The sequence below is a fragment of the Actinomycetota bacterium genome, assembly GCA_035697485.1.
In the GTDB taxonomy this organism is placed as follows: Bacteria; Actinomycetota; UBA4738; order UBA4738; family HRBIN12; genus JAOUEA01.
The window spans coordinates 200,222-227,212 of the sequence record DASSCU010000015.1 but is presented as its reverse complement, the minus strand read 5'-3'; the positions used below and the strand labels follow the sequence as shown (position 1 = coordinate 227,212).

30 protein-coding genes are annotated in these 26,991 nt (G+C 71.0%); 22 read left to right on the top strand and 8 right to left on the bottom strand.

The features are described from left to right. The first annotated feature begins 11 nt into the window (after nucleotides 1–11). From VFI59_04245 to VFI59_04220, 6 genes are all read left to right on the top strand, one after another. A complete protein-coding gene (locus tag VFI59_04245; protein ID HET6712903.1) occupies nucleotides 12–773 on the top strand; it encodes a class I SAM-dependent methyltransferase in 762 nt (253 codons plus the stop codon). A 65-nt stretch (nucleotides 774–838) separates the two neighbouring features. Continuing rightward, nucleotides 839–1,147, top strand: coding sequence for a DUF4333 domain-containing protein (locus VFI59_04240; GenBank protein HET6712902.1), 309 nt, complete (start codon nucleotides 839–841; stop codon nucleotides 1,145–1,147). Nucleotides 1,148–1,266: 119 nt separating this feature from the next. Beyond that, nucleotides 1,267–2,601 (top strand): FGGY-family carbohydrate kinase, encoded by a 1,335-nt coding sequence (locus tag VFI59_04235; protein ID HET6712901.1) that lies wholly within the window; start codon nucleotides 1,267–1,269, stop codon nucleotides 2,599–2,601. Further along, nucleotides 2,598–3,587: a zinc-binding dehydrogenase gene (locus VFI59_04230; GenBank protein HET6712900.1), complete on the top strand. Its 990-nt coding sequence runs from the start codon at nucleotides 2,598–2,600 to the stop codon at nucleotides 3,585–3,587. Before VFI59_04235 ends, VFI59_04230 begins: the two co-directional genes overlap by 4 nt. After that, nucleotides 3,584–4,336, top strand: coding sequence for a hypothetical protein (locus VFI59_04225; GenBank protein HET6712899.1), 753 nt, complete (start codon nucleotides 3,584–3,586; stop codon nucleotides 4,334–4,336). Before VFI59_04230 ends, VFI59_04225 begins: the two co-directional genes overlap by 4 nt. A 29-nt stretch (nucleotides 4,337–4,365) precedes the next feature. Then, nucleotides 4,366–5,190, top strand: a complete 825-nt coding sequence (locus tag VFI59_04220) for an EamA family transporter (protein ID HET6712898.1) — start codon at nucleotides 4,366–4,368, stop codon at nucleotides 5,188–5,190. On the opposite strand, the gene VFI59_04215 is transcribed toward VFI59_04220, so the two are convergent. Next, complete coding sequence (locus VFI59_04215) at nucleotides 5,191–5,964, bottom strand: SDR family oxidoreductase (protein HET6712897.1); 774 nt, start codon at nucleotides 5,962–5,964, stop codon at nucleotides 5,191–5,193. 124 nt (nucleotides 5,965–6,088) lie between these two features. Between VFI59_04215 and VFI59_04210 the strand changes: the two genes are divergently transcribed. Genes VFI59_04210 through VFI59_04190 form a run of 5 tightly spaced genes read left to right on the top strand, consistent with a single transcriptional unit; the run spans nucleotide 6,089 to nucleotide 10,913 of the window. Beyond that, entirely contained in the window at nucleotides 6,089–6,847 is a 759-nt protein-coding gene (locus VFI59_04210) for a GntR family transcriptional regulator (protein HET6712896.1), read from the top strand. Nucleotides 6,848–6,859: 12 nt separating this feature from the next. Next, the gene (locus tag VFI59_04205; protein ID HET6712895.1) at nucleotides 6,860–7,960 is read left to right on the top strand and encodes a Gfo/Idh/MocA family oxidoreductase; all 1,101 of its coding nucleotides are present in this window, start codon (nucleotides 6,860–6,862) and stop codon (nucleotides 7,958–7,960) included. A 3-nt stretch (nucleotides 7,961–7,963) separates the two neighbouring features. Further along, on the top strand, nucleotides 7,964–9,121 hold the full coding sequence (locus tag VFI59_04200; GenBank protein ID HET6712894.1) for a Gfo/Idh/MocA family oxidoreductase: 1,158 nt from the start codon (nucleotides 7,964–7,966) through the stop codon (nucleotides 9,119–9,121). Further along, nucleotides 9,118–10,011 carry a cupin domain-containing protein gene (locus tag VFI59_04195; protein HET6712893.1) on the top strand — a complete coding sequence of 298 codons (894 nt, stop codon included), beginning with the start codon at nucleotides 9,118–9,120 and terminating at the stop codon, nucleotides 10,009–10,011. The genes VFI59_04200 and VFI59_04195 overlap by 4 nt, the downstream gene beginning before the upstream one ends. After that, nucleotides 10,008–10,913 carry an ROK family protein gene (locus VFI59_04190; protein HET6712892.1) on the top strand — a complete coding sequence of 302 codons (906 nt, stop codon included), beginning with the start codon at nucleotides 10,008–10,010 and terminating at the stop codon, nucleotides 10,911–10,913. Before VFI59_04195 ends, VFI59_04190 begins: the two co-directional genes overlap by 4 nt. A 37-nt stretch (nucleotides 10,914–10,950) precedes the next feature. Here the strand turns inward: VFI59_04190 and VFI59_04185 are convergent, their stop codons facing one another. The 5 genes from VFI59_04185 to VFI59_04165 are packed head-to-tail and all read right to left on the bottom strand — an operon-like array spanning nucleotide 10,951 to nucleotide 15,394. Then, complete coding sequence (locus VFI59_04185; GenBank protein HET6712891.1) at nucleotides 10,951–11,718, bottom strand: SDR family NAD(P)-dependent oxidoreductase; 768 nt, start codon at nucleotides 11,716–11,718, stop codon at nucleotides 10,951–10,953. Beyond that, nucleotides 11,715–12,680 (bottom strand): zinc-binding dehydrogenase, encoded by a 966-nt coding sequence (locus tag VFI59_04180; protein HET6712890.1) that lies wholly within the window; start codon nucleotides 12,678–12,680, stop codon nucleotides 11,715–11,717. The genes VFI59_04185 and VFI59_04180 overlap by 4 nt, the downstream gene beginning before the upstream one ends. After that, nucleotides 12,677–13,552 (bottom strand): TIM barrel protein, encoded by an 876-nt coding sequence (locus tag VFI59_04175; protein ID HET6712889.1) that lies wholly within the window; start codon nucleotides 13,550–13,552, stop codon nucleotides 12,677–12,679. Before VFI59_04175 ends, VFI59_04180 begins: the two co-directional genes overlap by 4 nt. Nucleotides 13,553–13,562: 10 nt before the next feature. Beyond that, on the bottom strand, nucleotides 13,563–14,177 hold the full coding sequence (locus VFI59_04170; GenBank protein ID HET6712888.1) for a hypothetical protein: 615 nt from the start codon (nucleotides 14,175–14,177) through the stop codon (nucleotides 13,563–13,565). A 56-nt stretch (nucleotides 14,178–14,233) separates the two neighbouring features. Continuing rightward, nucleotides 14,234–15,394, bottom strand: a complete 1,161-nt coding sequence (locus VFI59_04165) for a Gfo/Idh/MocA family oxidoreductase (GenBank protein ID HET6712887.1) — start codon at nucleotides 15,392–15,394, stop codon at nucleotides 14,234–14,236. A 116-nt stretch (nucleotides 15,395–15,510) separates the two neighbouring features. On the opposite strand from VFI59_04165, the gene VFI59_04160 reads away from it, so the two are divergent. The 6 genes from VFI59_04160 to VFI59_04135 all read left to right on the top strand — a co-directional run bounded on the left by VFI59_04160 (nucleotide 15,511) and on the right by VFI59_04135 (nucleotide 21,131). Beyond that, nucleotides 15,511–16,704: an extracellular solute-binding protein gene (locus VFI59_04160; GenBank protein ID HET6712886.1), complete on the top strand. Its 1,194-nt coding sequence runs from the start codon at nucleotides 15,511–15,513 to the stop codon at nucleotides 16,702–16,704. Between the two features lie 110 nt (nucleotides 16,705–16,814). Next, nucleotides 16,815–17,636: an ABC transporter permease gene (locus VFI59_04155; protein ID HET6712885.1), complete on the top strand. Its 822-nt coding sequence runs from the start codon at nucleotides 16,815–16,817 to the stop codon at nucleotides 17,634–17,636. Continuing rightward, the gene (locus VFI59_04150; GenBank protein HET6712884.1) at nucleotides 17,636–18,466 is read left to right on the top strand and encodes an ABC transporter permease; all 831 of its coding nucleotides are present in this window, start codon (nucleotides 17,636–17,638) and stop codon (nucleotides 18,464–18,466) included. Before VFI59_04155 ends, VFI59_04150 begins: the two co-directional genes overlap by 1 nt. Next, nucleotides 18,463–19,548: an ABC transporter ATP-binding protein gene (locus tag VFI59_04145; protein ID HET6712883.1), complete on the top strand. Its 1,086-nt coding sequence runs from the start codon at nucleotides 18,463–18,465 to the stop codon at nucleotides 19,546–19,548. Before VFI59_04150 ends, VFI59_04145 begins: the two co-directional genes overlap by 4 nt. Before the next feature lies 1 nt (nucleotide 19,549). Continuing rightward, nucleotides 19,550–20,299, top strand: a complete 750-nt coding sequence (locus tag VFI59_04140; GenBank protein ID HET6712882.1) for an SDR family oxidoreductase — start codon at nucleotides 19,550–19,552, stop codon at nucleotides 20,297–20,299. 4 nt (nucleotides 20,300–20,303) lie between these two features. Next, the gene (locus tag VFI59_04135; protein HET6712881.1) at nucleotides 20,304–21,131 is read left to right on the top strand and encodes an EamA family transporter; all 828 of its coding nucleotides are present in this window, start codon (nucleotides 20,304–20,306) and stop codon (nucleotides 21,129–21,131) included. Between the two features lie 29 nt (nucleotides 21,132–21,160). Here VFI59_04135 and VFI59_04130 read toward each other — a convergent pair whose 3' ends face one another. Next, nucleotides 21,161–21,883 carry a glucosamine-6-phosphate deaminase gene (locus tag VFI59_04130; GenBank protein ID HET6712880.1) on the bottom strand — a complete coding sequence of 241 codons (723 nt, stop codon included), beginning with the start codon at nucleotides 21,881–21,883 and terminating at the stop codon, nucleotides 21,161–21,163. A gap of 59 nt (nucleotides 21,884–21,942) precedes the next feature. Here VFI59_04130 and VFI59_04125 point away from each other — a divergent pair, with 59 nt between their 5' ends. Together VFI59_04125 and VFI59_04120 are read left to right on the top strand one after the other, a co-directional pair. Continuing rightward, nucleotides 21,943–22,701 carry a GntR family transcriptional regulator gene (locus VFI59_04125; protein ID HET6712879.1) on the top strand — a complete coding sequence of 253 codons (759 nt, stop codon included), beginning with the start codon at nucleotides 21,943–21,945 and terminating at the stop codon, nucleotides 22,699–22,701. Nucleotides 22,702–22,787: 86 nt separating this feature from the next. Further along, complete coding sequence (locus tag VFI59_04120; protein HET6712878.1) at nucleotides 22,788–23,720, top strand: cupin domain-containing protein; 933 nt, start codon at nucleotides 22,788–22,790, stop codon at nucleotides 23,718–23,720. Here VFI59_04120 and VFI59_04115 read toward each other — a convergent pair. Beyond that, nucleotides 23,705–25,099 carry an adenylate/guanylate cyclase domain-containing protein gene (locus tag VFI59_04115; protein ID HET6712877.1) on the bottom strand — a complete coding sequence of 465 codons (1,395 nt, stop codon included), beginning with the start codon at nucleotides 25,097–25,099 and terminating at the stop codon, nucleotides 23,705–23,707. The genes VFI59_04120 and VFI59_04115 overlap by 16 nt on opposite strands. Before the next feature lie 77 nt (nucleotides 25,100–25,176). Between VFI59_04115 and VFI59_04110 the strand changes: the two genes are divergently transcribed. Genes VFI59_04110 through VFI59_04100 form a run of 3 tightly spaced genes read left to right on the top strand, consistent with a single transcriptional unit; the run spans nucleotide 25,177 to nucleotide 26,987 of the window. Then, nucleotides 25,177–25,353 (top strand): hypothetical protein, encoded by a 177-nt coding sequence (locus VFI59_04110; protein HET6712876.1) that lies wholly within the window; start codon nucleotides 25,177–25,179, stop codon nucleotides 25,351–25,353. 7 nt (nucleotides 25,354–25,360) lie between these two features. Further along, on the top strand, nucleotides 25,361–26,191 hold the full coding sequence (locus tag VFI59_04105; GenBank protein HET6712875.1) for a TIGR03560 family F420-dependent LLM class oxidoreductase: 831 nt from the start codon (nucleotides 25,361–25,363) through the stop codon (nucleotides 26,189–26,191). A 13-nt stretch (nucleotides 26,192–26,204) separates the two neighbouring features. After that, the gene (locus VFI59_04100) at nucleotides 26,205–26,987 is read left to right on the top strand and encodes a VOC family protein (GenBank protein HET6712874.1); all 783 of its coding nucleotides are present in this window, start codon (nucleotides 26,205–26,207) and stop codon (nucleotides 26,985–26,987) included. Nucleotides 26,988–26,991 lie beyond the last annotated feature (4 nt).

The following is a 26,991-nucleotide window of genomic DNA, read 5'->3' as shown; positions in this document are numbered from 1 at the left end:
AGGCTTCGCCTATGAGCCGGGACGACGTCCGCAAGAACCTCGCGAGCTGGGAGGCTGACAGCGCGGAGTATCAGGCCCGCAACGCCTCGCAGCTGAATCGGTGGGACGGCGTGGTCTGGGGCACGTGGGCGATCCCCGAGGACGAGATCGATGCGCTCGGCGATATCACGGGTCTCCGCACGCTCGAGCTCGGCTGTGGCGCCGGACAGTTCGGCATCAACCTCGTGAGGCGCGGTGCGGACGTGATCGGGCTCGACTTCTCGGCGAACCAGCTCGCCACGGCCCGTGCGAACGTCGCCGGTACCGGGGTGCGGTTCCCGCTGGTGCGTGCGAGCGCCGAGGAGCTTCCCTTCGCCGATGCCAGCTTCGACCTGGTGGTGTGCGATCACGGCGCGACCTCCTTCACCGACCCGCACGTCACGATGCCGGAGTGCGCGAGGGTGCTTCGCTCCGGCGGTGTGCTGGCGTTCAACATCGCGACGCCATGGGTGGCGGTCGGTTGGCCCGACGACGACTCACCCCCCGACCGAACGCTGCATCGCCCGTACTTCGAGCTCGGCCGATCCGAGTACCACGACGACCTTCCCAGCGTCGAGTGGTACGTGGGATACGGGGAATGGATCCGGCTGTTCCGTGGGGCCGGGTTCGTGATCGAAGACCTGATCGAGCTCCGCCCGACGCCCGACGCCTCGACGACCTTCACGACCTACACGACGCTCGAGTGGGCGCGTGACTTCCCGGGGGAGCACATCTGGAAGGTCAGGAAAGTCTGAGCGGCTCGCGGATCGCTGCGGCACCGTGCGACTCGCTGTGTCATCGTGTGGGAGTGCATCGAGCGGTGACCGTGTGCCTCCTGCTGGCCGGCCTGGTCGGCTGTGCCGGTGACGATGACGCGTCAGGTGACACGCCGCCCTCGAGTGCCGTCGAGACGCTCGACACGGATGGGCTCGAACAGGAACTCAAGCATCAGATCGAGTTGCAGACGGACACGAAGCTGCGCACGGTCGACTGTCCGACGGTGGAACTCGAAGCGGGCGCGTCGTTCGACTGCGTCGCCGAGGGTCGATCCGACACCACGTACACGATCGTCGTCACCCAGAGGGACGACCAGGGCAACCTCGATTGGGAAGTCACAGAAGGTCAGTGACGTAACACACGGTCGCTCCACGTGAGTCGCTCTGGTGGCGAGACGAGGAGTATCCGACCGAGCTACCGGTATCGAACCGGTATGGCTCCACCGTGACGATAATCGGTAGTGTTCGGCGCGTGACGGCGAAACGTGTGGCGCTCGGCATCGACCAGGGCAGCAGCGGCGCGAGGGCCGTCGTGATGACCTCGCAGGGCGAGGTGCTCGGATCCGGCCGCGCGCCCTGCCGGGATCTCCGGCGCACGTCGCGGGGCACCCATCACGACGCGGGTTCCTGGCTCGACGAGTCCATCTCGGCGGCTCGATCCGCGGTGCGCGCCGCGGGGTGTACCGAGGTCGATGCGATCGGCGTGGGGGCGCTCGGGCCGGCGCCGGTGCTGATCGACCCCGACCTTCGTCCGCTGGCGTCGTCGCCGCTGTTCCCGATCGACCCCGTGCCGGAGTGGGTCGAGGCCCTGCCCGCCGACCTCGCGTCGCGCGCGGCATGGGTGGTCGACGTCGCCGGGTTCGTCGTGGGCACGTTCGTGGGGCGCCCGGTGATGGACCGCATCACCGCCGCCGACCACGTCGTCGAGGGGAAAGCGGCGAGGGTCCCGGTGCCAGATCCACGCGAACCCATCGAGGTCGCCGGCGAACTCACCCCGGCGATCGGCGAGCGATTGGGCCTGGCCCCGGGGGCCCCCGTCGCCGTCGGCACCTACGACACGTTCGTCGACCTCGCCGGCATCGGGGTCACCGAGCCGGGCTCGGCCGCGATCCTGCTGGGGAGCACGGTCATCGTGGGGGTCGTGCGCGAGGGGCCGGATGCGCCGGACGGCTTGCGCTCGAGCCCTCACGTCGGACCCGGCTGGTTCGTCGGGGGCTGGACGTCCACCGCCGGACGAGCGCTCGGCTGGGGGGCGTCGCTCGCAGCCGATGCCGATCGAGAGCGCGTCGTCGCGGAGGCCGGCGCGATGGAACCCGGCGGTGGCGGGGTGCTCGCGATCCCGTATCTCGACGGTGAGCGCGCGCCGGTGTGGGACCCCGCGGCGCGCGGAGCGATGCTCGGCCTGACGACGAGCACCACGCTCGCGCAGATCTACCGAGGCGTGCTCGACGGCGTCGTCCTCTCCACCCTGGACCTGGCCGACCGGCTGGAGCCCGTGCGCGGCGGGGCCCCGTGGACCGTCGCCGGTGGCGGTGTGCGCGATGCAGCCTGGGTGCGGGCGACCGCCGACGCCCTGGGCGAGCCGCTCACGGCGGTCGACCTTCCCGATGCCGCGGCCGCAGCTCGGGCGGGGTTCGCCGCGATCGGAGCGCCGCTGCCACCGCCGGGCGGCCGCATCGTGGAGCCCGATGCGGACGCTCGAGGACGGTGGCAGGAGCTCGCCGCCGTCTATGGCGGCATGTACGAGGCCCTCGCCGACCGGATGCACCGGCTGGGGGCGCTCGCCGAGGACCGAGCGTCGGTGTGAGCGGTGCCACGATGCGCGCGGCCCGGCTGCACGGGCTCGAGGACCTCCGGATCGACCAGCTCGAGGTGCCGGCGCCCGCCGCCGGCGAGCTGCTCGTGCGCATCGAGGCCAACGGCGTCTGCGCGACCGACGCCCGTAAGTACCGCGTGGGGGTGAACGACGGGACCTATCCGTTCAACCCCGGCCACGAGTGGGTGGGCCGGGTGGAGGCCGTCGGCCCCGAGGTATCGGGATGGTCGATCGGTGACCGTGTCTACGGCGACACCTACGGCGGCTACGCCGAGTTCACGACGATCCCCGTCGACCCCGGGCCGTGGTCGTGCGGGCCGACGCGGCTGCCCCACGACGTTCCTGTCGAGCGGGCGGTGTTCCTGGAGCCGCTTGCCGACTGCCTGCATGCCGTGACCGATCAAGCCCAGGTGCGCGACGGTCAGCGCGTGGTCGTCGTCGCGGCCGGCTCGATGGGGTTGCAGATGATCGCCGTATCGACCCGGGCCGGTGCGCACGTGGTGGCGGTGGAACCGCAGGCCGAGCGGCGTGAGCTCGCTCGAGCCTTCGGCGCCGCCGAGGATCTCGAGCCCGAGGGGTGGGTCGACGTCGTGCGCGAGGACGGGGGCGCCGATGCGGTGATCGTGTGCGCGGGTGACCCGGATCTCGTCGCTCCCGCGGTGGCGGCGTGCGCCACGGGTGGGCGGGTGGTGCTCTTCGCCGGGTTCGGCGATCGCCCGGTGGTGCCGGTCGACGTCAACGACCTGCATTACCGCGAGATCGCCCTCGTCGGGAGCGAGTGGATCGGATCGCCGCCGAACCAGCGTCGCGAACGGTACGACGAGGCAGCGCGGCTCCTGGCCTCGGGGGAGCTGCGGCTCGAGCAGCTCGTGACCGCCCGATGCTCCTTCGACGATCTGGAGGCCGCCCTGATCGGGCGCTCGGCGTTCCGCGTCCTCAAGACCGTGTTCGTCGTGACCCAGGAGGCGCCGGCGTGAGCGCCCCGCTCGCCGCCGACGGGCGCACCGTCGTCGTCGCCGTCGACCACCCGCTGTACTCATGGCCCTGCGCGGGACTGGAAGACCGGGCGAGCACGATCCGAGCGGTGGTCGACGCCGGTGCGGACGCGATCATCGCCGCCTACGGGACCGTTCGCGACGTGCCCGATGCCTTCGGCGGCGCCGCGCCGATCCTCAAACTCGACGTCACCACGGTCACCGTCGGCGGGGACTACCCGCTCACCGAGTACGTGCCCGCCTACACGGTCGACGATGCTCTGCGCGTCGGCGCGGCCGCCGTGCTCACGTTCGTGCAGCTCGGTGCGGACTTCGAGCTGGACGCGCTGCGTACGGCCGGGCAGGTCGCCGCGGCGTCCGACCGAGCTGGCCTGCCGTACGTCTGCGAGATCATGCCGGTCGAGAGCGAGCGGTTCCCCGACCCGTACGATCCCGTGGCGATCGCCGCGGCGACCCGCACCGCGGTGGAGCTGGGCGCCCGCGTCGTGAAGACCACGATGCCGACGCCCCCGGAAGCGGTCGCTGAGGCGGCGGCCTTCGGCGTGCCGGTCATCCTCGCCGGAGGCGATCTCACCTCCGATCGGGACTCCCTGTTCGGCGCCGTCTCGGTGGCGATGCGCAGCGGGGCGAGCGGCGTGGCGTTCGGCAGGAACGTCTGGGGCGCGGCGGACCCGGCCGGCACCGTGAGCGAGCTGGCGCGCATCGTGCATCGGTCGACGTCCTCGGCGTGAGGTCGAGGGTGCCGGCCCGACGCTGAGCCATGGCCGTCGCGTTCGCGCTGATCACGGCCCTGGCCTGGGGTCTGCTCGAGGTCCTGCTGTTGCGGGCGGCCAAGCGCACCACCGCGTTCGTCCTCGGGCTCTGGATGAGCGCGCTCGGTGTCGCGCTCACCCTGCCGTTCGCGGTAGCCCTCGAGCCGGTCCCCGATCTCTCGGGATGGGCCTTCGCGACGGTCCCGGGGGTCCTGGCCGTGATCGGCTCGCTCCTTTACTGGCAGGCGCTGCGGGTGGGCAAGCTCTCGGTGGTCTCGCCGACCGTCGCGATGAACGCGGGGCTCGCGGCGGTGCTCGCGGTGGTGCTGCTCGGCGAGGAGCTCAGCACGCCGCAGGTCGTGGGCCTCGGTGCGGCGGTGGCCGGGGTCGTGCTCGCCTCCGCCGGGCGGGGCTGGGGGACCACCGGCGTGGCCTGGGCCGTCCCGTCGGCACTCGTGCTCGGCTTCTACACGATCGGGCTCGCGCTGTCGGTGGAGCGTGTCGGGGTGTTCTGGGCCGTGCTCGCCTACCGCGTGACGGGCGTCGTGATCCTGGGCGTCATCGTGGCCGCCCAGCGCGCCCGGGCGCGGTTGGACCCGACGATCCGCAACGCCGTCGTCTCCGCCGCGATCCTCGACACGATCGGCTTCGTCTCGCTCTCGTACGCGTTCTCGATCGGATCGGTCGCCGTCGTCGCGGTGGTGTCCGCCCAGTTCTCGACCGTCGCCGTGGTCCTCGCCGCGATCGTGTTGCACGAGCGCCTTCTGGCGCGCCAATGGGCCGGTGTCGCGCTCGTGCTCGTGGCGACGGCGGTGCTCTCGGCGATCCGCTGACTACCAGAGGCCGCCGAGTGCCACCGTGATCGCCTCCCCGTTGAGGGCGGTCGCTCCGTCGGACGTCAGGAATCCGATCACGTCGGCGATCTCCTCGGGTTGCATCACGCGCCCCGCCGCATAGGAGCGCGCGTGCGCCTCCCATACCTCGTCGGTCGTCAGCCCCGTCGCCCGCGCCTGCGTCGCCGCGTCGGCGTCGGCCATCGCCGTCTTCACCCATCCGGGGCACACGGCGTTGCACGTGATCCCGTGCGGGATCAGGTCCTGGGCGGCCGACCGCATCAATCCGATCACCCCGTGCTTGGCCGCCGTGTAGGCCGACGACGCCGGTCCGCCCACCTGGCCGGCGGTGGAACTCACGATCACGATGCGACCCCATCCGGCACCGATCATGTCGGGCGCGCTGAGGCGGATCAGGTGGAACGCGGCGTCGAGGTTGACCGCGAGGGAGCCCCGCCAGACCTCGGGATCCTGCTCCCAGATCACCCGCTCGTGGTAGCTGCCGATCCCTGCGTTGCTCACGAGGACGGCGATCGGCCCGAGGCGCTCGCGCGTTTCCTCGACGATGCGTTGGCAGCCATCCTGCGTCGCGACGGACCCCGCGAAGGTCTCGATCGGAGCCTCCCGGGCGAGGGCCGCGAGCTCCTCCTCGCTCCGCGAGACCCCCATGACCCGATCGCCTCGGGCCGAGAGCATCAGCGCGGTCGCCCGGCCGATCCCGCGGCCGGCGCCGGTCACGAGGGCGACCCGTCCGGTGCCGCGCGTCTGCGCCATGTGCGCATCCTAGTAAGGACCGATCGCCGACGAGGGCCCCGACCCGCTTCCGGAGATGCCGAAGGAAGACCAGTTGGAGACCGCTGGTTTGACCCCGCGCCGAGCCGGTCCTAGTCTCGCCTCGATGCCGGCGATCGCCAGAAACCCTCTCGACGCGGTCTCCGCCGGCGGACCCTTGTACCGACAGCTCTGCGAGGCGATCGCCGAGCGGATCGCCGGGGGCACGTGGGGTCCCGGGCAGTGGCTCCCCTCGGAGCGTCGGCTCTGCGAGATGTTCGGGGTCAGCCGGGTCACGGTGCGACGAGCGCTGGCCGCGCTCGTGGAGGAGGGGTTGCTCGAGCCCGATCCCGGGCGGGGCTGGGTCGTCACGGCGGCACCGCTCGGCGAGCCGCCGAACGTGTTGCTGAGCTTCACGACCATGGCGCGTGAACGTGGTCTCGAGCCGACGGCGATCGTGCGAGAGCACGCGGTGCGTGCAGCCACGATGGACGAGGCCGAGGGTCTGGGCGTGGCCCCGGGCGCCGAGCTGGTGCACCTGGAACGCGTGCGGTTGCTCGACGGCCTGCCCGTCGCTCTCGACCGCAGCCTCGTGCCGCTCGGGCGGTGCCCGGCCGTCGCGGATGCCGATTTCTCGACGGCCTCGCTCTACGAGGTGCTCTGCGAACACGGGGGACTGGTGCCGACCTTCGCCGAGACCACGGTGGAAGCCGTCGAGGCCGGTGACGAGCTCGCTCGCGTGCTCGACCTCCCGCGTTCCTGGCCCGTGCTCGTGACCACCCAGACGACCTTCGACCAACACGGGCGACCGCTCGAAGCGAGCCGGATCGCCTACCGAGGCGACCGCTACCGGTTCCGCGCCCGGCTGAACGTTCGGCCTACCTGAGCAGGAGGAAGCATGGGAGATCGGCTCCGTCTCGCGGTCCTCGGGCCCGGCGACGTCGCACACCGCGACTACCTGCCGGAGTTCGGTCGCATCGCCGACCGTGCCGAGATCGTGGCGGTCTGCGGGCGCACCGAGGCGCGTGCTCGCGCGGTCGCCGAGCGGCACGGCGCACGGTGGTTCACCGACGAGGCGACGATGCTCGAGGAAGCCCGGATCGACGCGCTGGTCAACCTCACGCCGATCCAGTCCCACTTCGAGACGACGCTCATGGCGCTGGAGGCCGGTGTGCACGTCTACAGCGAGAAGCCGCTCGCGGGGTCGGTGACCGAGGGCCGACGGCTCGAACGGACGGCCGCCGAGCGGGGGCTCGTGCTGGTGGCGGCGCCGTCCGTGATGCTGTTCCCGCAGGTCCGCTCGGTGCAGCGGCTCCTCGCGGAGGGACGGATCGGGTCCGTCCACACCGTTCGAGGGGTCGCCATGGGCGCCGTGCCTCCGTGGCCGGGGTTCGGCTCGGACCCCACCCCGTACTTCTCGCCCGGTGGAGGACCGTTGGTGGATCTGGGGGTGTATCCCCTGCACGCGATCACGGGCCTGGTCGGGTCCGCTCGACGGGTGGCGGCGATGAGTGCCCGCGTCGGCCGGGGATTCACCGTGCCGGACGGGCCGTCGGCGGGGGCGCACGTCGACATCGAGGTCGACGATGCGTGGACGGCGCTGCTCGATCTGGGTGCGGCGAGGATCGCGACGATCGAGGCGAACTACACGTCGCACGGCACGCGGTCGGCCGAGGTGGAGCTGATGGGCACGGACGGCACGATCGCCTTCAGCTGGCTGGACGTCTCGTCCCCGGTGGAGATGCTCGCTCCGGACGGTACGTGGGCGGCGATCGAGGTCCCGCGGACGGGCCGCGCCGAGGGGCCCGACCATCTGCTCGGGGTGGAGCACCTGATCGACTGCATCGCGTCGGGCGCGGCGCCGGTGCTGTCGGCGGCTCACGCGATCCACGTGCTGGAGATCCTCGAGCAGGCGGATCGATCGTCACGTGAGGGAGTCGTCGCGTCTCTCGAGACCACCGTCCCGGCACCGGCGACCACACACTCACCTGGAGGCTGATCGATGGCGGACACCGTTGGCATCGGCGTCGTGGGGGCGGGCATGATCTCCCAGCGGGGGATCCTGCCCCATCTCAGCCAGGACGACATCACGGACCGGGTGCGGCTGCACGCCGTCTGCGACCTCGCTCCCGGGCGGGCGGAGGCCTCGGCCGAGCGCTACCGCATCCCGACGTGGTACGAGCGCTACGAGGACCTGCTGGCCGACCCCGACGTCGACATGGTGACGATCGCGACGCCGATCGGGCTGCACTACGAGCAGTGCAAGCGGGCGCTCGAGGCCGCGAAGCACGTGCACGCGAACAAGACGATGACGACCACGGTGGCCGAGGCCGACGACCTCATCGAGACCGCCGCGGCGGCCGGGTTGCGCATCTCGGCGTCGCCCGGCGAGGTGCTGCGCCCGCAGGTCACCAGGATCCGTGAGCTGATCGTGGAAGGGGCGATCGGCGACCTGGCGTGGGCGATCTGCGGCACCTCGCTCGGCCGCTTCCACGAGGAGGAGGAGGCCGAGGCCCGCGAGACGGCACCGGGCGGTACCCCGATCGACCCGAGCTGGTACTTCCGGATGCCCGGGGGAGGGCCGATGTACGACGCGGCGGTGTACGCCCTGCACCAGCTGACGAGCGTGCTCGGGCCGGCCACCCGGGTGACGGCGCTCTCGGGCACGGTGGTGGACCGACGGGAGTTCCTCGGCAGCTCGATCGAGGCGCAGGCCGACGACAACACGATGCTGTTGCTCGGCTACGACGGCGGGGCGCATGCCGTCGTGCACGGCACGGTCGCCGGCACGCTGATCGAGGACTTCGGTGCCGGCTTGTACTTCGGCACCGAGGGCGAGATCAAGGGACTCTTCCTGAACGGCGAGCCGTTCGATTTCCCCGGCCGAGAGGACACGCTCGGAGCGCCGACCTGGGACTGGGAGACGCAGATGCGGGTGTTGCCGAACGTCGTCGGACCGCACCGGGAGATCCCCGAGTCGGCGGTCTTCGAGGACATCATGCAGGTGGCCGAGCTCGTCCGCACGGGCCGTCACACGCCGATGACGGCCGAGCACGCCCGTCACGTGATCGAGATCATCGAGGGCGCGTACGCGGCCGCCGAGACCGGCCGGACCCAGGAGCTCCGGACGAGCTTCGAGTTCCCGCCGAGGTTCGCATGAGCGTCTCGCACCCCTCACGGCTCGTGATGCGCGAGCCCGGAGCGATCCCGGCGGCGGATGCCGTGCTGAAGCTCTGGGGCGACGACGAGTCGGGTCACGTGAACGACGAGATCTTCGTCTCGAGCGAGCGGATCCAGCAGATGCGGTTCACGATGCCTCCGGGGGCTCGGTTCACCCACTCCGCCACGCACCGGACCGACATGGGGGCCGACGAGATCTACCACGTGCTCGGCGGCAGGCTCGTGCTCGCCAACCCCGAGACGGGTGAGGTTCACGTCGTCGAGGCCGGCGAGGCCGTCGCGTTCGGCCGGGACACATGGCATCACGGGTTCAGCCAGGGTGACGAGATGCTCGACGTGCTCCAGTACTTCGCCCCCCCGCCGTCGACCGGCTCGTCGCAGCCCTACGCGAAGACCCGGCCCTACCTCGATCGTGTGACCTACGTGATCGACGAGTGGCTCGAGCGGTGGCCCGACGCACGGGCCGAGGCCGCGGCGAGCCACACGATGCGGGTGCTGCGGACCTCCGACGTCATGTGGCGCATGGAGGGTGAGGAACATCCGATCCTGGTGGGCATCTGGCGGAGCACCGAACGGCTGACGTCGGGGTGGGTCGAGCTGCGCGCGGGGCAGCGCAGCGATCCGCGCCGACACGCGGGCGACCTCGCCGGGTACGTGCTCGAGGGACGGGTCAGCCTGTGGGTGCCCGAGCTGGACGTTCCCGGGCCCGGGAACGGTTGGTTCCACATGGGCGTCGGCGACGGCTTCTACGTGCCGGCCGGCGCTCCGTACGTGCTCTCCAACCAGACCGAGCGGGTCGCGAGGTTCACCTTCGGGGTCGCCCCGACCTATCTCGGCGAGGCGGCGCCGGGGGAGTCCTCGGACCTGTGAGGCCGGCCGCCATCGGGATCGACGTCGGAGGGACCAAGACGGCGCTCGCGCTCGTCGAGGCCGATGGCACGATCCGCCGGTCCGACCGGATCGAGAACCGGGACGCGGGTGACTCCGACGGATTGCTGGCATCGATCGAGCAGCGTTGCCGCGAGCTGACCGCCGGTGCGGCGCCGGTGGCGGTCGGCGTCGCGCTCCCCGAGGTGCTCGATCGCGACGACGAGCTTCGGAGCCAGGTGTCCGTCGCCTGGACCCGGCGGCAGATCGTCGACACGCTCGGGCCGATCGCGCCGGTCTCGATCGAGGCGGACGTGCGGGCGGCCGCGCTCGCCGAGGCCCGCGTCGGTGCGGGCCGTGGACGGTCCTCGGTCGGCTACGTGAGCGTCGGCACGGGTATCAGCGCCTCCCTCGTCCTCGGCGGGACGCCCTACGCGGGTGCGCACGGCGCCGCCCAACTGCTGGGAAGCGCCGAGCTGCCGGCCGACTGCCCGCACTGCGGTCGATCGTTCCGGTCGGCCTCGCTCGAGCACGTCGCGTCGGGCCCGGCGTTGGTGGCGAGGTACATCGAGGCGAGCGGAAGCGAGATCACGTCCGGCGAGGAGCTGCTGGCGCTCGCGGGGTCGGGCGACGTCACTGCGGGAACCATCGTGCACCGTGGTGCCGAGATGCTCGGCGGCTACGTGGCGCTGTTCGTGAACCTCGTCGATCCCGAGATCGTCGTGATCGGTGGGGGTCTCGGCACGGCGGGTGGCGCCTACTGGCCCACGGTGATCGCCTCGGCGCGCGACCACATCTGGGCGGAGCACGTCGTGCACGTGCCGATCGTACCGGCGGAGCTGGGCGGGCGTGAGGGCGTCGTGGGTGCGGGACTGCTGGCCCTCGACGCGGTCGGCGTCGTCTGAGCGAGACACCCCCGAGCCGGCGGGCGTCGCTCGCTCGTCAGCGGGCGGTCGTGCCGCCGTCGACGAGCATCGCGGAGCCGGTCACGAACGACGCCTCGTCGCTGGCGAGGAAGGCGATGCAGTTCGCGACCTCGTTCGGTGTGCCCATGCGCCCGAGGGGGGCGACCTCCGCGTACTCGCGCTCGAGTGCGACCGCGTCGTCTCCCTGCAGGAACGATCGCGTGAGCGGGGTGTCGATCACGCCCGGGCACACGCAGTTCGCGCGGATGTTCCGCTCCGCGGTCTCCAACGCCAGGGCGCGGGTGAACTGCAGCACGGCTCCCTTCGTCGCCGTGTAGGCGGCGTCGTTCGGCCAGGCGATGAACGAGTTCATCGAGCCGACCGTGACGATCGCGCCACCGTCGGGCATCACCGGCAGGACCGCCCGGCACACGGCGAACACCCCGCGGGCGTTGACGGCGAACACCCGATCCCACTCGTCGTCGGTGGTCGCCTCGACGGTCGGCGCATGCGGGAGTTCGACGCCTGCGTTCGCCACGAGCACGTCGATGCGGCCGTGGCGGTCCGCGACGTCGCGCACCACCTCCTCGATCCGGCGGGAGTCGGCCACGTCGAGCGCGATGGCCTCGGCGCGCGCCGGGCCTGCCGCGGCGATCTCCGCGCACGTGGCTTCGGCGTGCTGGAGCGTGCGCGAGGTCGCGATGACCGTCGCGCCGTCCCTGGCCAGGCGCACGGCCGTCGCGCGTCCGATGCCGACCCCCGCTCCCGTGACCAGTGCGACGCGTCCTTCCAGCCGACCGCTCATGTGAAGCGCACCATGACCTTCCCGCGCTTGCCGCGTGCCGCGAGCCGGTCGAACGCGCCATGCACCTCATCCACGCCGTACACGCTGTCGATCGACGGAGCGACGCGTCCGTCCGCGAGCATCGGCACCACCTCCCGGGCGAACGCCTGCACGGCGGCCGCCTTCTCGTCGAGCGGCCGGGCTCGGAGCACCGTGCCCCGCAGCGTCGCCCGCCGCACCATCAGCCGCGACAGGTCGAGCTCGACGGTCGAGCCGCCGGCGACGCTGACCACCACGACGCGTCCCCCGACCGCGAGCACATCCAGCGCGATGGCGACGTGGGCGCCGCCGACGAGCTCCACCGCCAGATCGACCCCGCGCGCACCGGCCGCCGTTGCGATCGCCTCGCGGTCGGCATCGACCGGCTCCGCGCCGAGCGTCGCCACGGCCTCGGCCGCCTCGGGTGTCCGGGCCGGTGCCAGCACACGCGCGCCGCTCGCGCGAGCGATCGCGACGGCCGCCGAGCCGACGGCACCGGTCGCACCGTGCACGAGCACGGTCTCGCCCGGGCGCAGCCCGCCCTGCCGGAGGGCGTCGTGCGCCGTGATGAAGGCTTCCGGCACGGCAGCGGCGGCTTCGGGGTCGAGGCCGCCGGGGATCCGCGTCACGCAGCGTTCGTGCACGGCGACGCGCGAGGCGAGCCCGCCGCCACCGACCAAGCCGAAGACCCGGTCGCCGGACTTCCATGCCGTGACGCGTTCGCCGATCGTCACGACCGAGCCCGCGACCTCGAGTCCCGGCACGTCCGGCACGACCCCGGGCGGGGCAGGGTATCGACCCTCCCGCTGCTGGAGGTCGGCGGGGTTCATGCCGGCGACCTCGACGGCCACGAGCACGTCGTCGGGTCCGACGGTCGGGTCGGGGCGCTCCGCCACCGTGACCACCTCGTTCCCCCCTCCGCCGGTGAACACCACGGCCCTCATGCGACGGCCGCCCGGTCCAGCAGGTCGCGCACGAGCGGCATGCACCTCGCGAGCCGATCGTGCTGGTCCAGCGTGTCGGCGGTGCTGTCGAGGCCCTCGATCAACAGATCGTACGGACGATCACCCACCGCCACGGACAACGCCTCGACGAGCGCCGCCAGGGGGGCTACCCCCTCGCCCGGGTACCGGTAGCGCACGTCGAAGCCGCGCCGGTGATAGCGGTCGGGCTGGTGCGCGGAGATGAGCTCGAAGTCCCGCACGTGACCGTTGCGCGCGAGCGGCGCCAACACCTCGATCGCCCGGAAGGGATCGTCGAACGTCATGATCGGGTTGATCAGGTCGAGGAAGACCCCGACGTGATCCGTCCCCACCTCGTGCACGATCTCCTCGTACTCGGAGACGAGGAAGTCGGAGTGATTCTCCACGACGAGCCGGATGCCCGCCGCCTCGGCGTCGTCGCGCGCCCCGAGCAACACCCCGGTCACGTAGCGCCGCTCCGCCTCGATCAGGTCCGGTCGTGCGGCGAGCTCCGCTCGATAGAAGCCCGAGGCCAGTCGCAGCGTGGGGCTCCCGAGGGCGGTCGCGCGCTCGAGCCACCCCCGGATGCGGTCGACGCCGACGGACGGTTCGTCTCCGAGCCGGGGCGACCCGAGGAAGTCGCCTTGGGCCAGCACCCGCAACCCGAGGTCGCCGGCCCTGGCCGACAAGGCCGCGTGTGCATCCACCGATCGCTCCCGCGTGTGATGCAGGTTGAGGGCGACGGCCGCCGCTCCGAGCGAGGCGGCGTCGCGCAACACGTCCTCGACCGAGATCAGGCCGGCCTCCAGCGGCATGTGCCAGCAGAGCGTGTCGACCCCGAGCGAGATCGTCACGGCCGCTCCACTAGAGCTGCTCCTCGCCGAAGTCCGCATAGAAGGAGGCGGTCACCGGTCTGATCGGTGATTCCGACACGACGGTCTCACGGGCGACGGCCTCTGCCGCGCCCCACGACCCGATGCCCCACACCGCCAACCCACGCGGGTCCGGGCCCAGCAGCCCGATGCGGTCGATCAGCAGGTTGAGGTCGAGGTCGGCGTGCGCCGCACGTCGTTCCTCGTACCACCCGCGAACCTCGTCGTGCCCGGCGCCGTCGGCGAGATCGAACCACTCCGCGTAGTACTTGCCCTTGCTGCCGACGACCGGCTCGAGCAGCGGCTCGTAGCAGCCCGCCGCATCGATCCGCGCCGCGAGTCGGAACGGTTCCTCGTAGGCGTCGGCATCGCCGGATCGGAAGACCCGCTCCCATTCGTCGAGGCGATCCACGCTCGCGGTCGGCGTGTACCACGCGCAGAGATACTCGGGCTCGGGGCCGATGCGCCAGGACCGACCGACGTTGAGCACGGTGACGTCGTCGCCGTAGTCGCCCGCCCAGCCGCTCTGGCCGCCGCCGACCACGGCATGGAACTCGTGCAGGCCGACGCCCGGGCGTCGACTGATGAACTCGAGATAGACCAGCAACTCCGTTCCTTTCGGTCAGTGTCGTCTCAGGCCGCGGATCGCGCGGAAGGTATCCGTCACTGGTCCTCCGGCGGGCGGGTGTGGTCGTGCACGGTGGCACGCGCTCGGTCGAGGTCGACGGTGAGGTCGATCTCGGGGAACGTCGATGCGACCGCGACCGGCGCACCGGTTCGGGCCGACTCGCGGGCGGCGTCGATCACATCGACCAGATGCAGGTCGAGCTGCGGTTCGGCGAGGGGAAGGCGGTCGGTCGCGATCGCCTCGACCATCTCCCGCAGCCCGTCGGCCCAGAGCCATGTCTGGTCGATCGCGTCGAAGCACCGCCACGCGCCCTCGGCCGGACTCCAGAACTCCAGACCGCGCGGATCCCAGTCGTCGCCCAGCAGGTTCGCCGTTCCCTCGGTGCCGTAGAGCTCGAGCCCCGGCCTGCGGTAGCGCTGCACGGCCTGGCTCGCCATCACCGAGGACAACGCCCCTCGTTCGTGGCGCAGCACGGCGTGCACCACGTCGGCGTCGGGACGGTCGATACGCTGTCCGCCCGCCTCCCGCATCGGGATCGCGAGCGCGTCCGCGGCGAACACCTGGCGAACCGGCCCGAGCAACGTCGCCAGGCTCTTCAGGTTGTAGACGCCGAGCTCGGCGATCGGGCCGACGCCGGCGTCGTGGAACCATGCCGCCCACGACACGCCCATGTTGCCGTACATGGCCCGTGCGCTGTGCACCGAGCCGATCTCGCCGCCGCGCACCCTCGTCCAGAGTTCGCGGAAGGTCGGGGACAGGTGCACGAACGGGGCCGCGAGCACGTGCAATCCGGATCGGGCGGCGAGATCGAACACCGACTCCGCTTCCTCGCGATGCATCCCCACCGGCTTCTCGCAGACGACATGCTTGCCGTGACGCAGCGCCTCGAGCGCGTACTCGGCGTGGGTGGGGGCAGGTGTGATCACGACCACGACGTCGACGTCGGACGCCCACACCTCGTCGGCGGTTGCGACGAGGTGTGCTTCGGGACGCCGCCGTCGGATCGCCTCCCAGCCGTCGACGTCGCGGCCGTAGATCGGGCCCTCCCATGCGAGACCGCGTGGCACGAGCCGATCGAGGACCTGCAGGTAGGCCGGGAGCACGTTGCCCGCTCCGATGAATCCGACCCCGACGCCCGCTCGCCGCGCGTCGTCTCGCTCGGGGGTCGACCCTCGCGCGGCCTCCCTTGCATCCATGGGGGCGGCAGCTTAGCATCACGCCCCAGCGGTATCGATACCGGTATCAACCCGGTGAGGACCCGGTCGGCGGCCCCATCGAGGGCGCCGATCGGTTGGGGCAGAAGGGGGACGGCATGGCTCGGAGCGCTGGGCGCCTCGGCGTCGCACGGCGGGACTTCTTACGGAGGACGGGAGTCGCGGTGATCACGATCGGGGCCACGCCCTCCATCTTGGCCGCGTGCGGAGGCGACGACGACACCGCCGCCTCGCCGTCGGCGACGGGTGGCGCATCGCCCGAGGCGCCCGATGCGACGGGTGATCTCAACTTCCTCTCCTGGGAGGGCTACGACATCCCGGTGGACTCGATGGAAGCCTGGCGCAAGGACCAGGGCATCAAGGTCAATCCGACGTACATCGCGAACCACGACGAGATCCAGGCCAAGATCAAGGGTGGCGGCGCCGCCGCCGGATACGACCTGATCACCTACTACCAGGGCTACATGCCCCTCTACACCGAGCTCGGCATCCTCACCCCGCTCGACGAGAGCAAGCTCCCCAACCTCTCCGGGCTCTTCCCGTTCTGGGCATCGGACGTCGAGAACTTCTGGATCAATCCGGAGGGCGAGCGCATCGGCGTGCCGTGGACGTGGGGATCGATCGGGCTCACCTACAACTCGGCCGAGGTCGACGAGATGAGCTCCTGGTACGACCTGCTCGACCCCAGCCTCACCGGCAAGGTGGCGACCGTCGACGACCCGGCGGGCAATTTCAACCTGTGCTGCAAGATCCTCGACCTGAAGTCCAACGAGGTGCCGAAGGATCAGCTCGGCGACATCGTGGACCTGATGTCGCAGTTCGTGGCGCAGGGTCGAGGCGTCTCACCGTCATTCGGCGACATGACGTCGAAGTTGGTGTCGGGTGACGCGATCGCGTGCTTCCACGGATGGGCGGCCATGAACACGTTCGCTGCCGATCAGGGCGTCGACACGATCGAGACGAACATCCCGGACGAGGGGAGCCACAGCTTCTGCGACTCGTACGCGATCCCGCCGACGGCGCTGAACCCCGACGCTGCGCTGGCATGGATCAACCAGGCGCTCGACCCGACCGTCAACGCGGAGGCCGCCGAGTACCTGGTGGGGGGCGTCACGGTCGAGGCCTCGGTGGCGATGCTCAACAAGGCCACGGCGGACCTGTATCCGTACGAGGACCTCGACGGACTGCTCGAACTGGCGCCCCTCGCGATCAACGCGCCGACCGAGTCCGACGAGTACGTCACGTTCCCCGAGTGGAACGAGGCCTTCCAGGGGATCAAGGCCGGGGCCTAGCGGACGGCCGCGGGCACCCCTCGATGGCGAGCCTGGCGGAGGCACCCGCTCGGACGACGGAGAGGGCGGAACGTCGGCGCGCCAAGCCCCTCATCGCCACCCTGCCCGCGGTGGCGTGGCTCCTCGCGTTCTTCGCCGCCCCGTTGCTCGTCTTCTTGGTGTACAGCTTCCTCACGAACGAGCTGTACGCCGTCGGACTGCCGTTCACGCTCGAGGCCTACGCCGACGCGCTGACCTCGAGCCTCAACCGCACGCTCGCGCGGAACTCGCTCGTCGTGGGGATCCTCACGGCGGTCATCACCGTGTCCGTGGGGCTGCCGATCGCCTACTGGCTTCGCTTCGTCGCCCGTCGGTCCCGGCTCGCGGTGCTGTTCCTGATCACCGCCTCGATGTTCGCGAGCTACCTCGTGCGCATCTACGCGTGGCGCACCGTGTTGGGCAGCCGCGGGCTGATCAACTCCGCCCTGGAGCGAGCCGGGCTGATCGACGAGCCGCTCGGGTTCCTGCTCTACAGTCGCTTCGCCGTCGTCGTGGCGCTGGTGCACATCTTCTTGCCCTACGTGGTGCTGGTGCTCTTCGCGGGCATGGGTCCGGTCAGCGAGGGCCTGCTCGAGTCGGCGCGCGATCTCGGAGCCAACGCCTCGCTGCTGTGGCGACGCGTGCTCCTGCCGATCATGGCAGCGCCTGCGTTCAGCGCCTTCGTGTTCGTGTTCATCCTGTCGTCCGCCGACTACGTGACGCCGCAGTTCCTCGGCGGGAAGGACGGCGTCACGCTCGGGGTCCAGATCCAGCAGAACTTCATCGCCGTGGGCAATTGGCCGCTGGCCGCGGCGACGTCGTTCCTCATGCTGCTCGCCTTCGTCGCGGTCTACGCCATCGGATCGTTCGCTCTGCGCCGGCTGCGGCTGCACGACATCAGGCTGGAGAGCTGATGGAACATCGCCAGCGCTCCCCGATCCCCACCGCGATCACGGTCGCGGCGCTGCTGTTCCTGTTCGTGCCCCTCGGCCTCGTCGTGCTCTTCTCGTTCAACTCGACCGGAAGCCTCACGTTCCCCTTCGCGGGGTTCTCGATGCGGTGGTATCGCCAGATCGTGGAGTCGCCGGAGTTCAGGAGCGCGGTGACGAACAGCGCGTTCGTCGGGCTCGTGGTGGCCCTCGTGACCTTGGTGCTCGGTACCCTCGCGGCGTACGGCCTGACGAGGGCCTCGACCAGATGGAGGACCCCGATCGCGGTGTTGCTGTTCCTTCCGTTGACCCTGCCGGGGCTGTTCTTGGGGCTCTCCTTGCTGGTCTTGTTCGCGCGGGTCGAAGTGACGCTCTCCCTCGCGACGGTGGCGATCGCCCATCTCGTCTACGTGATGCCCTACTACCTGCTGATCGCGGTGGCGGCGCTGCAACGGCTGGATCCGGCGCTCGAGGAGGCGGGTGCGGATCTCGGCGGGAACGCGTGGCTGGTGTTCCGGCGGGTCACCCTGCCACAGGTTTGGCCGGTCCTCGTCTCAGCCTCGTGTCTCGCTTTCGCCCTCAGCTTCGACGAGTTCATCATCACGTTCTTCGTGATCGGACCCGACTCCACCCTGCCGCTGTTCATCTTCTCCACCTTGCGGCGCACGGTGGATCCATCGGTGAACGCGATCTCGAGCCTGCTGCTCGTGATCACGCTCGCCCTCTTCGCGTTCGCGTTCCTGCTGACGGTGCGCGGCGCGAGGAATCGTGGCCTGTCGATCGAACCCGAGGCGCTCGGGAGTGGGTCGCGATGAACGGATCGCAGGGGCCGGTGCCACGGGTTCGGCTGGTCGACGTGGTCAAGCGGTTCAGCGACGTCACCGCCCTGGAAGCGGTCACGCTCGATGTCGCCGACGGCGAGTTCGTGACCCTGCTCGGGCCGTCTGGGTGCGGCAAGACGACCCTGCTTCGCATCGTGGCCGGTTTCGAGCGGCCCTCGGAGGGCCGCGTGCTGCTCGGCGGCGAGGACGTCACGGCGATGCCCCCGCACCGCCGTCCGGTCAACATGGTCTTCCAGCGGCCCGCGCTGTTCCCCCACCTCGACGTCGCCGCCAACGTGGCGTTCGGCCCGCGCATCGACGGTTTGTCGAAGGCCGAGATCGACCGGGTGGTGGGCGAAGCGCTGGCGCTGGTGCAGCTGGACGGGTTCCAGCATCGGCGGAGCCACGAGCTCTCGGGCGGGCAGATGCAACGCGTGGCGCTCGCGCGCGCGATCGTGAACCGCCCGCAGGTACTGCTGCTGGACGAACCGCTGTCGGCGCTCGACCTGAAGATCCGCCTCGAGATGGAGTCCGAGCTTCGCCGGCTGCACCGCGAGATCGGCGGCACGTTCATCTACGTCACGCATGACCAGCGAGAGGCTCTGGCCCTGTCCGATCGCATCGTGGTCTTCAACCACGGCCGCATCGAGCAGATCGGCTCGCCCAACGACGTCTACCGCCGACCGGCGTCACCGTTCGTGGCCCGGTTCGTCGGAGATGCGAACGTGATCCCCGTCGAGGTGTCCCATGCAGGCGCAGACACCGCGGACGTCTCGGTCGGGGCGCATCGCTTCCCGGCGCCGAGCGTCGATGTCTCGGGGCCGGCGTGGCTCGTGCTGCGACCGGAGGTGGTGCGGGTGCGGCCGCCATCCGGTGACGGCTCGCTGCGAGGGGTGGTGCAGGATCTCTCGTTCCGCGGCACGGGCCACTCGTACCGCGTGGCCGTCGAGGATGTGCCCGAGCCGCTGAAGGCCGAGGTGTCCGGCGGGGAGGCCTTCGATATCGGCGCCACCGTCGAGCTGACCTGGGAGCCCGAGGCGTGCAGGCTGCTGCCCCGCGACCCCGGCGTCGACTGACGTGGATCTCGAGCTCGCTGGATCTCGCGTCGTCGTCACGGGAGGCAGCAGAGGGATCGGCTCGGCGATCGCTCGCTCGTTCCTCGATGAGGGGGCGACCGTCACCATCTGCGCGCGTTCCCTCGATCGCTTGGAGCGGACGCGCACAGCGCTGGGATCCGATCGGGTCCGAGCGGTCCAGGCCGACGTCGGCGACCCCGATGCGGTGCGCGCGCTGGTGGAGGGGACCGTCGAGGGAGCCGGAGGGATCGACGTCGTGGTGGCCAACGCCACCGCGAACGCCGCCGGCGCGTCCGAGGCCGAGTTCGCGGCCTCGTTCGACGTGGATCTGATGCAGTCGGTCCGTCTCGCATCGGCGGTCCTCGACGCCCAGCCTGAGAGGCCGTTCTCGATGGTCTGCCTCGGCTCGATCGACGGCATGTCCGGCGCCACGCCGCACCACGCGTACTCGGTGATGAAGGCGGCGTTGCTCGCTTGGGCGAAGAACGCGGCCGTCTCGTACGGACCGCTCGGCATCCGCGTGAACGCCGTCTGCCCTGGGGCGATCCTCTTCCCGGGCGGCTGGTGGGATCGCGTTCGCCTCGACGACCCCGAGGGGTTCCGTGCGCACGTCGCTCGCATCCCCGGCGGGCGTATGGGAACACCCGAAGAGGTGGCGGCCGTGGTCACCTTCCTCGCCTCTCCCCGCGCGTCGTGGGTCAGCGGCGCGACCGTGCTCGTCGACGGCGGCGAGCACGCCTCGGTGGGCTGACCCGGTGTCCGTCGCGCTCGCCACGGTGGCGGCGCTCGCGTGGGGCGTCGCGGAACTCCTGATGCTGCGCGGTTCGAGACGGCTGAGGCCGCTCGGGTTGGCGAGGTGGCTGATGGTCTTCGGCACCGTGATGATCCTGCCGGTCGCGCTCTTCACCGGACCCATCCCCTCGGGCCGGGACCTGCCGTATGCGGTGGCGCCGGCCCTCTTCGCGCTCGGGGGAACCCTCGCGTACTTCCGGGCACTGAGCACCGGTCAGCTCACGATCGTGTCGCCGACCGTCGCCACGAGCGGGGGGTTCGCCGCCCTCGTCGCGATCGTCCTCCTGGGAGAGCGGTTCTCGCCGCTCGTCATGGCGGGCCTCGCGCTCGGCGTCGTCGGGGTGGTGGTCGCGACGTACGTCCGCGACGGTGGACGAGCCGAGGGGGTCGCATGGGCCGTGCTCGGCGCCGTGCTCCTGGGCGTGTACACGGTCGCGTTGGCCGCCTCGAGCGAACGGATCGGCCCCGTGTGGTCGGTGGCCGCCTACCGCCTCACCGGGCTCCTGGTGCTGTGGGCGGCCGCGCCGTTCTCCGGGGCGCCGCTCGGGCCGCCGCGCGCCGATCTGGGGCTTGTGCTGCGCGCGGCTGCGATCGAGACGGTGGGCTTCGCCGCGTTCACGACGGCGCTCGACCTCGGACCGGTCGCGGTCGTCGCGGTGATCGCGGCACAGTTCTCCACCGTCGCCGTGGTGCTCGGCGCCGTCGTGCTGCACGAACGACTCCATCGGCATCAGTGGGTCGGCGTGGCGATGATGATCGGCTCCACGACCCTGCTGGCGGCGCTGCAGTGATCGGGTCTCTGTATCAGCTGGGCGTCGGGTCATGCCTCCCAGGCGTCTCGATCCACCACGACCACGAGGTCCGGGTGTCGCTGCAGGAACGAAGCGGGGACCTCGGGCGTCACCGGCCCCTCGAGCGCGCGGTGGACGATCTCACGCTTGTCGCTGCCCGAGACGAGCAGCACCACCCGCCGAGCCGCGAGCAGCACGTCGAGACCGGCCGTCAGCGCGGTGCGGGGTACGGGCAGGCCGGGTCGATAGGCCGCGTTCGACGCGAGGCTGGCTTCCGACAGCCGGACCTCCCTCGTGCGCGAGGACGGGTCCGACGGTGGTTCGTTGAAGCCGAGGTGACCGTTGGGTCCGAGGCCGAGCACGGCGAGATCGAGTCCACCGGCCGCCGCGACGGCGTCGTCGTAGTCGCGGCACGCCGCCACCAGGTCGTCCGCGAGCCCGTCCAGCCACACGACGGAGTCGGGATCGACGCCGAGCGGCTCCACGAAGCTCCGTCGGGTCCATGCGGCGAGCGAGCGCCGGTCGTCCGCCGCCACGCCGACGTACTCGTCGAGCTGGAACAGCTGGAGGCCCGGCGCCGAACGAGCGGGCAGGTCTCCGGCCAGACGCGCGTAGGCGCCCATCGGCGTGCGTCCGGTCGCCACCGCGAGGGCTGCGCCGGGAACGGCCTCGATCGCGTCGGCGATCATCGCGGCACCGGCCGCGTCGAAATCAGCGCCTCGATCGGTCACCGTGAGGCGCAGGCCGGACATGAGACCAGCATAGGACCAGTCGTTGACAGGGCCTCGGCGGGAGGCCGAGGATGAGGCCCATGGCGGCATCGCTCACCCTGGTCCTCGACCCGGAACGCAAGGACATCCCTCTCTATCAGCAGGTGCAGTTGGCGATCGCGGAGCACATCGCCGCGGGCCGACTCGGGCCGGGGCAGCAGCTTCCCTCCGAGCGCCAGCTCTGCGAGCGCTTCGACATCAGCAGGGTGACGGCGCGCCGGGCGCTCGCGGCGTTGGTCGACGACGGTCTGATCGAGGCGTCCCCCGGGAAGGGGTGGTTCGTCTCCGACGGGCATCTGAGCGAGCCGCCCAACGCCCTGCAGAGCTTCACGACGTTGGCGCGGGCTCGCGGACTCGACCCCACGGCTCGCGTGCTGTGCCACGAGGTCCGTGACGCCACGATGGACGAAGCCGAGAGCCTCCAGGTCGCGCCGGGGGCCTCGGTCCTCGAACTCGAGCGCGTCCGCTTGCTCGACGGGGTCCCGGTCGCGGTGCACCACTGCCTGATCCCGCTCGCCCTCTGCCCGGCTCTGGCCGACGCCGACTACGGCGAGGCCTCGGTCTACGAGATCCTGCGGACGAAGGCCCGCATCGCGCCCACGCTCGCGGACTGCACGCTCGAGGCCACCTCCGCAGGGCCCGTGATCGCGCCCCTGCTCGGTCTCGACGAGGACGCCCCCGTGCTCGTGTCGCGGCAGACGACCTTCGACGATCTCGGCCACCCGATCGAGACGTCCCGCATCGTCTATCGTGGCGACCGTTACCGCTTCCGCACGAAGCTGACCGCCGACTCGCAGTGATGTGGACCGGCTCGCCCCCAAGAGGTAGGGACCGGTCTTAGTACCGGTCTTCCCCTGAGGTTCGGGGCTGCGTATACTCGCGCGACATGGCGACCAGGGAACGAGCCGACGCCGAGCGAGACCGGCAAGCGGGACGACCTGCGGGTGAGGATGTCCCGGTCACCGTCCCCGCGTCGTCGCCGCGCCCGACCTTCGACGAGGCGACGGCGATCCCCTACGCGAGCGCCCGGCTCCATCTCTGGGGAGACGACGAGGCCGGTCGAGTGCCTGACTGGATCTACGTCTCGAGCGACAAGATCCATCACCTCGTCTTCTCCCTATCACCGGGCGCTCGATTCACGCACTCCGATCAGTTCCGCACGGTGTTCGCCGCCGACGAATTGCTGTTCGTGCTCTCGGGCACGATGGTGATCGCCGATCCGGAGCACGGCGAGGTACGACGGGTCGATCGCGGCGACGCGGTCTTCTTCCGGCGCGATACCTGGCATCACGCGATGAGCTTCGGCGAGGAACAGCTGCGGGTCCTGGAGTTCTTCGCACCGCCGCCGGCGACCGGAGCCTCCAGCGCGTACGCCCGCTCGAAGGAGTTGCTCGGCGAGGTGCACTATCGCGACGAGCGGTACATCGGCCGGTGGCCGATGGCTGCCCCGGAACGTGCGGCCGAGGCCCGGCTCCATGTCCTCGGCGACCGGGACGTGCTCGATCGCCTGGAGGGCACCGGCTCCCTGGTGCGGACGTACGTCAGCACCGAGCACCTCACCGCCGAGCGGGTCGTGCTGCGGCCCGGCGGACGCACCGATGTCCGTCGCCACGGTGGCGATGCCACGATGCACGTGCTCGCGGGCTCGGTGAACGTGCTGCTGACCGAGACACCGAACGCCGCGGGACAGCGGTGGTTCGAGCTGCATGTCGACGATGGCTTCTACGTGCCCGAGGGCACGTCCTACGAGCTGCGCAACATCACGGACACGCCGGCCGAGGCCATGGTGGCCGTGGCACCGGCCTACGATCCACGGTAAGGATCCTGGGGTCCCGGGGGGTCCAGGCGTGCTCCTGTCTCGCTCACGACCCGGTACAGGCGCCACCGATCGGGGACGCCCTTCAGTTCATGTTCGCCGACGTCCTCGAACGTGAGTCCCGAGCCGGCGACGAGGTCCTTCACCGTGGACGAGACCAGCACCTCCGATGGGCCCGCGAGGGACGCCACGCGCGCGCCGATGTGCACGGCGATGCCCCTCACGTGGTCCCCGTCGAGCTCGACCTCACCGGTGTGCAGTCCTGCGCGGATGTCGACGCCGAGCGGTCGGACGGCCTCAGCGATGCCCTGGGCGCATCGGATCGCGCGGGCAGGGCCGTCGAACCTCGCGAACACGCCGTCGCCCGCCGAGTCGACGTAGGTCCCGCGGAACCGTTCGATCTCGGTCTTCGCACGGTCATCGTGCTCGGCGATGAGTCGCCGCCATCCGGCATCACCGACCTCCGCGGCCCTCTGGGTCGAGCCGACGATGTCGGTCATCAGCAGCGTCGCGAGCACCCGATCCTCGGGGTCGATGGCGCGAGGCTCGGCGCCGATGAACCCTCGGATCGCCTCGTGCACCGTGCCGAAGTCGCGGTATTCGAGGACGGGACCCGGGAACGTGACGATCTCGGCGTTCGGGATCTGCGTCTGCAGGTAGCGCGCGTGTTCCACGTGGCCGTCGATCTTGGGCGCCATCAGGAGGACAGGGGCCTGGATCGAAGGGAGAACCCCTCGCACGTCCGTCTCGCTCCAGATCGTGGAGAGCTCCCTCGCGATGTCGGGCGTGCAGGTCCGTCGGCTCACGGTCGCGAGGAACCGGATGTAGGTCTCGTCGCCCCACGGTCCGCTCAGCGCATCCGAGTAGAGATCCACGAACGCCTGCGCCCACGCCCCGGTCCCCCAGCCCGCGGTGATCTCTCGCTCCCGTTCGATCACCTCCTGGCTCGCCGCCCACGGGTAGTCGGGGGCCCAGAGCGTCCGTGCGGTCGGCGCGATCCATACGAGCCCGCTGATCCGTTCGGGGTAGGTGGCGGCGAGCAATGCGTTCGGGGCGCCGGACTCGAAGAACCCGCCGAACGCGCACCGCTGCGAGCCGACGGCGTCGAGTACCGCGAGGATGTCGGTGACCTGGATCTCGAGGTTGCCGGGGGCGACGTCGCGGCTCGACAGGCCGATGCCACGCCGGTCGTGGATCACGATGCGCGCGAACCCCGCCAGCCCCTCGTGCCAGGCTCGCTCCGGGGGGGAGTCCCACCACGAGTCGACCATGGCGAAGGTATCCTCCGACCAGAACAGCGTGACCGGCCCGTCCCCGAACACCTGGTACGCGAGGTAGGCACCGTCATCGGCCCGCGTGAACTTGACGTCCGGACGCTCCACGAGCGAAGTGTTCCTCCCGCGCGGGTCGGCCGCAACCGGCTCTCATCCACCCCGGGTGGCTGGCATATGCTCGACGCATGATCCGCGATCCGCGCCAGGTCAACGAGGCCATGCGGGAGACGATGCGGGCGCAGCACGCCGATCGCATCAGGGACGGCGAGCGCGAGCGCCTGACCGGTCACCTCCGGCGGCGGGGGTGGTTCGGTCGTTGGCTCGACCGACGCGCCGTCCGCCGCGCCGAGCGGGACGCCTGAGCGTCCGATGCGCTGGGGCCTCGACATCTCGCAGCACCAGCTCACGTGGGACGAGCTCGTCGCGCGCGCCACGCTCGCCGAGAACGCCGGCCTCGACGGCGTCTGGGTCTTCGACCACTTCAAGGCGCTCTACGGCGATCCGCGCGGCCCTTCGCTCGAGGCCTGGACGCTGCTCGCGGGGCTCGCCCGCGAGACCTCGCGGGTGCGGCTCGGCACGCTCGTCACGGGCATGACGCACCGGCATCCCTCGGTGCTCGCCACCGAGGTCGTCACGGTCGATCACCTCTCCGGCGGACGCGTGGAGTGCGCGGTGGGCGCCGCTTGGAACACGTCGGAGCATCGCGAGCTCGGCATCCCATTCCCCCCGACGGCCGAGCGGATGGACCGCCTCGAGGAAGGGGTCCAGGTCCTGCGCATGCTGTTCACCGAGGACGACGCGACGTTCGAGGGGCGCCACTACCGCCTCGAGGGTGCGACCTACCGCCCGAGGCCGGTGCAACGACCGCACCCGCCGATCTGGATCGGCGGGGAAGGCCGACGGCGGACGCTGCCGATCGCCGGCCGGTACGCCGACGCGTGGCACGGCTGGGCCGGCGATGCTGCCGAGCTCGCCGAGATCACCGCGATCATCGACGGCGCCGCCGAGGGGGTCGGCCGTGACCCGGCCTCGATCGTGAGGGCTTCGAGCCTGTCGATCTCCGAGCCGTGGGACCAGGTGAAGGCCAACCACGAGTGGATGACGGCCGGCGGCATCTCCTACCTCGTGATCGGCTGGCCGTCCGAGGGGCGGGGCCGGCTCGAGGAGTTCCTCGAGCAGGTGCTCCCGACCCTGGCATGAAGGTCACGCACCTGTGACGAGCACCGCGCCCTTTCCGCTCTGGCTCGACCATGCGTCGATCGCGGTGCCCGATCTTCCGGATGCGGTCGAGCATCTCGACGCGAAGCTCGGGCTCGCCGCGACGGTCTCGCCCGCTGCACCCGAGCGCCACAGCCGCGTCTACCTCGATCGGACGTACCTGGAGGTCTCTGCCGACGCCGGGCGTGTCGGGTGGCAGGCGACGACGTGCTTCCTTCGATTCGCCGACCCCGATGCGCTCCGAGCCCATCTGGACGCGACGGGCCTCACATACACCTTCGGCGTGTGGGAGGGCGTCGACGGGACCTGGGACGACGTCGAGGTTCGATCCGGCGACGTGCGGCTCCCGACCTTGGTCCGCCGGACGGCTCCGACCGACATCGCGCGCGACTGGCCGCCTCGGCTGTCCGGATCCCACAGGTGCGGCGCCCGCTCGCTGATGGCGGTCCATCTGGAAGTCCCGTCACCGGATGCCGTCACGAGGGCGTTCTCGACCCTCTTGGGGAAGACCTTCGCGCCGCCGACGGCCGGTGCTGCCGTCCGCGTCCCGCTCGCATCCGGCGCACTCGTGCTTCGACAGGGCGCCGTCGATCGGATCGCTGGGATCGTGCTCGGCGTCGGATCGCTCGTCGAGACGCGCCGAGTGCTCCCGCTCGGGCCGACCGAGGACGGCGTCGTCTGGCTCGAAGGCGACGCAGCGCGCGGGCTCCGGCTCGGATTCACCGAGCGAACCTCTGCCGATCCGGCTGGCAATGGGACCGCCGCATCATCCGCGTGATCCC